General features: G+C 58.1%; 4 protein-coding genes and 1 tRNA gene. 1 reads left to right on the top strand and 4 read right to left on the bottom strand.

Annotated elements, in window-relative coordinates:
• From AAC035_RS19920 to AAC035_RS19910, 3 genes are all read right to left on the bottom strand, one after another.
• Positions 1-977, bottom strand: a 977-nt coding sequence (locus AAC035_RS19920; RefSeq protein WP_339806866.1) for a phosphatase domain-containing protein, incomplete at its 3' end; no start/stop codon positions are given.
• Positions 978-1,312: 335 nt separating this feature from the next.
• Positions 1,313-1,399 (bottom strand) — tRNA-Leu (locus tag AAC035_RS19915).
• A 64-nt stretch (positions 1,400-1,463) separates the two neighbouring features.
• Positions 1,464-2,048 carry a nucleoside 2-deoxyribosyltransferase gene (locus tag AAC035_RS19910; RefSeq protein ID WP_339806865.1) on the bottom strand — a complete coding sequence of 195 codons (585 nt, stop codon included), beginning with the start codon at positions 2,046-2,048 and terminating at the stop codon, positions 1,464-1,466.
• 224 nt (positions 2,049-2,272) lie between these two features.
• Here AAC035_RS19910 and AAC035_RS19905 point away from each other — a divergent pair, with 224 nt between their 5' ends.
• The gene (locus AAC035_RS19905) at positions 2,273-2,821 is read left to right on the top strand and encodes a pyridoxamine 5'-phosphate oxidase family protein (protein ID WP_339806864.1); all 549 of its coding nucleotides are present in this window, start codon (positions 2,273-2,275) and stop codon (positions 2,819-2,821) included.
• Positions 2,822-2,966: 145 nt separating this feature from the next.
• Here AAC035_RS19905 and AAC035_RS19900 read toward each other — a convergent pair.
• Positions 2,967-3,351, bottom strand: a 385-nt coding sequence (locus AAC035_RS19900; RefSeq protein WP_339806863.1) for a hypothetical protein, incomplete at its 5' end; no start/stop codon positions are given.

Below are 3,351 nucleotides of genomic sequence, written 5' to 3'. Positions count from 1 at the left end.
CGGGCCAGTTTCGCTATGGCTTCGGCCCGGTCCGGGTTGTGACTGACATCGCGGATGTATATGGCGAGGATGCGACCGGGGTTTTCCCGAAGTATACGGGCGTAAATCTCGGGATCATGCTGCCCGGAATCCCCCACCAGCACGAAAGGCAGGGTGCCATAGACATCGAGAACGTGACGAATGGCGTCTATCTTGTGGGCGCGGGCACGCAGGGGCAGGAGGCTGCCACGCTTCATGCCCCATTCCCGGAGGACCAGAATGGGGCCGTTCGGGATGTGGTGCATTCGGAACAACGCCACAAGCACCTCATAGATGCTCCAGGGGGCCCGGGATACGTAAACCAGAGGATTACCGTCTGTACCACTGCGGCCCTGGCAGAACCCCTGATACAGCTCTGGCACTCCGGTGAAAAGCACACGGCTGTCCGAACCCTGGGCAAAGAGTCGCCACATCATCTTTGCGGTATTGGCAACGCCGGTATAGACCACGGTATCGTCGATATCGCTGATAACGCCATAAGTGGCGGTATGGGTTGGTGTAAAGAACTCACCGGTGGTTGTGGCGCGATCATCGACCGGATTATCCAGTGACAGCTCGACAGAGTGCCAGGTGACGTCGGAGGGCATGGCGCCGAGCTTCATGTCGACCCGAAAATAGCCGTGCCGGTCTGTCTCGACAACGGTGTCGGTATCCTTGTATCTGACCCGCACCTGCGCACCCACCATGGGTTTGCGCAGCAGCCGGCGGAGCAGATCCACCAGATCGCGTTTCAGCCAGTCCTCGCGCATGGAGGACCCGAACCCTGGCTGGCGGAACACCCGCCCCATCAGGAACACACGCTCGCTGGAGCCATAACCCCGATAGGCGTGGATGAAGAGCCCGCCCCGGCCGCTGTCCCCTTTGACCGGTGCCGCCAGAATGCGCAGACCGTTCCTCAGGGCCAGCAGGTATTTAACAAACCATTTACGCCCGGGCATCTGAATCTCTCAACTGCTGGTGCAGACAGATCGCTGGTTCAGGCGGAACCCGTGGGTTGAGGCGGGGTGCAGCCGGGCAATAACGGTGGACCAACAAAGGATGTGTGACGATTCTCATCCAGAAGATGGTAAACCACTACGGGGAGCCTGCCAACGGCGTTGATGGCGACGCATACGCGCGACACGCCATACTCAAAGCGATGAGGGCCAATGAGGAAGTCACCAATACCAAATACCAAATACCAAATACCAAGAAGCAGTGGGAACCGGCTATGCCGAGCGAAACAGTGGTTAGGCTGCGTTGCGGGAGGAAATTCGTGGATCATTGCGGAAAATGGTGCCCGGAGCCGGAATCGAACCGGCACGGCCTTGCGGCCGAGAGATTTTAAGTCTCTTGTGTCTACCAATTTCACCATCCGGGCAACTCAAGGGCCGGAATTGTATAAGGCGCTGGGCGGTAACGCAATTGCGGCGGCACCGGTGGGGTCAGTTGTGGGTGCCAAGCACCTCTGCCACTGCCTCGGCGCAGCGCTGGAACAGCTCCTCATCAAAGAAAGCCGGGGCGGTATCGCCGTTGCCTTCGGTGGAAAACCCCGCCAGGCGAAAGAGGGCGCCGCCGGAGGCCTGAATGCTGCAATCGATCATCAGGTTATCGCTGAGCCCGAAATCCTCAATGCTGTGGCCGTTGGCATCAAAGCCGTCGCGGGAGCCTGAGCGGCGACGGTAGTCACGCTCATCCAGGGTAAAACCGACGGCCAGTTTGCCCTGACCGACCATGTAGCCGACTTCAAATACGGTTCCCGGGTCAGCGCTGATGGAACGAAAGGGGGTGAGGTTGGCAATAATGGCCTGGCAGTCATCCATCAGCTTCCGGTTAGCCTGGTAGATACGATTGGCCTGTGCCGGGCCGGCCTCGTCTTCCGGCAGCTCAAGGGCGTTATCCAGCGGATCTGCGCCGGCCAGGCCGTAACTGGTCAGCATGGCCTTCTTGCGGGCGACAATGGTCTTGTGGAGTGGCGCGGGAAAGAATACTTCAGGTCCGGCCAGGTACACCTTTGGCATGTCAGACATTGAGACAATCCTTGTTTGATGGAGTGCCCGGTACAGGCAATGCACAGGCGCTCGCCATGTTACCCGGTCCGGGTTCAGGCCATGCTAGCGAGCATCCCGGGGTACGGGCAAGTGATATTGCCGGCAATCTGGTGATTCCGATCAATCCGCGATAATCTTCCGGTTCAAATAAATAGTTCTTTCAAATAAACAGGCTTAATTCCAGCAGCGGAAGGAGTCGCACGATGGCCAAGCAATACCCCGAACTGTCACCGAAACTGATTGAGTTTATCAGCGAACAAAAAATGTTCTTTGTGGGAACGGCCGGGGCCGAAGGCCTGGTGAATGTCTCACCCAAGGGCCTGGACAGCCTGCGGATAGTGGGTCCGGGGCGGGTCGTGTGGCTCAACCTTACCGGAAGCGGCAATGAGTCTGCAGCCCACGTGCTGGAAAATGGCCGGATGACGCTGATGTTCTGCTCGTTTGACCGCAAGCCCCTGATCCTGCGGTTGTATGGCACCGCGAAGGTGGTTCACCCCCGGGACAAGGACTGGGATGAGCTTTACGGGCTGTTTCCGGATTACACCGGTGCCCGCCAGATCTTCGATCTGAGCATCGATATGGCGCAGACTTCCTGCGGCTATGCGGTACCTTTCTACGCTTTCGAAGGAGACCGCTCCCTGTTGCAGGATAATGCGGACCGGGTCGGGCAGGAAGCTCTTGAGGCGGCCTGGGTGAGTGGCAATGCCAAAAGCCTGGATGGCAAGGACACCGGAATCCTTCTCAGTGAATGAGGTGTTTGGGATTCTTCCTCGCTGGCGGATGGCTGCCTGAAAACCTCACAAAAAGGCCCCGGTGATCCATCACCGGGGCCAGGGTTTTTCTTGTTACTCGTTACAGGTATTACCCAACACAGCGTTACCGCTTGTTATTGTTGTCTTACACCAGACCTTGCAAGCCTCCCAGGCCATGCCCTGCGTATCCGAAGCGATCAATGTTGACGCCCATCATGTTGGCGATTGATACCAGCAACTTGCTGTGGGCGTCGCCATCAAAGTCCAGATAACGGCCGGTTTGCAGCGCGCCACCGGCATTACCCGCCAGGATGAACGGCATGTTGCGATGATCGTGGTAGTCGCTGTGGCCCAGTTCGGAACACAGGAAGATCACGGTGTTATGCAACACGGTATTGCCGTCGGTATCCGTCTGCGCCGCCAGATTTTCAATCATGTAGCGGAACTGGCGCATGTGGTACTGCTTGTACTGCACAAACTTGTCCGCCGTTGCACCGTTGGTCTGACCGAAGTGGGAGGTGTCGTGGTGG

This window comes from uncultured Marinobacter sp., from assembly GCF_963974375.1.
Classification (GTDB): Bacteria; Pseudomonadota; Gammaproteobacteria; order Pseudomonadales; family Oleiphilaceae; genus Marinobacter.
Note: the sequence above shows the minus strand (reverse complement) of the source record. Positions and strands in the feature narration are given on the sequence as shown.

Bases quoted from the DNA above. Each gene is read 5' to 3' on its own strand.
- AAC035_RS19910 (WP_339806865.1), bottom strand. From the start codon at position 2,048: ATGTCTGACATGCCAAAGGTGTACCTGGCCGGACCTGAAGTATTCTTT.
- AAC035_RS19905 (WP_339806864.1), top strand. From the start codon at position 2,273: ATGGCCAAGCAATACCCCGAACTGTCACCGAAACTGATTGAGTTTATC.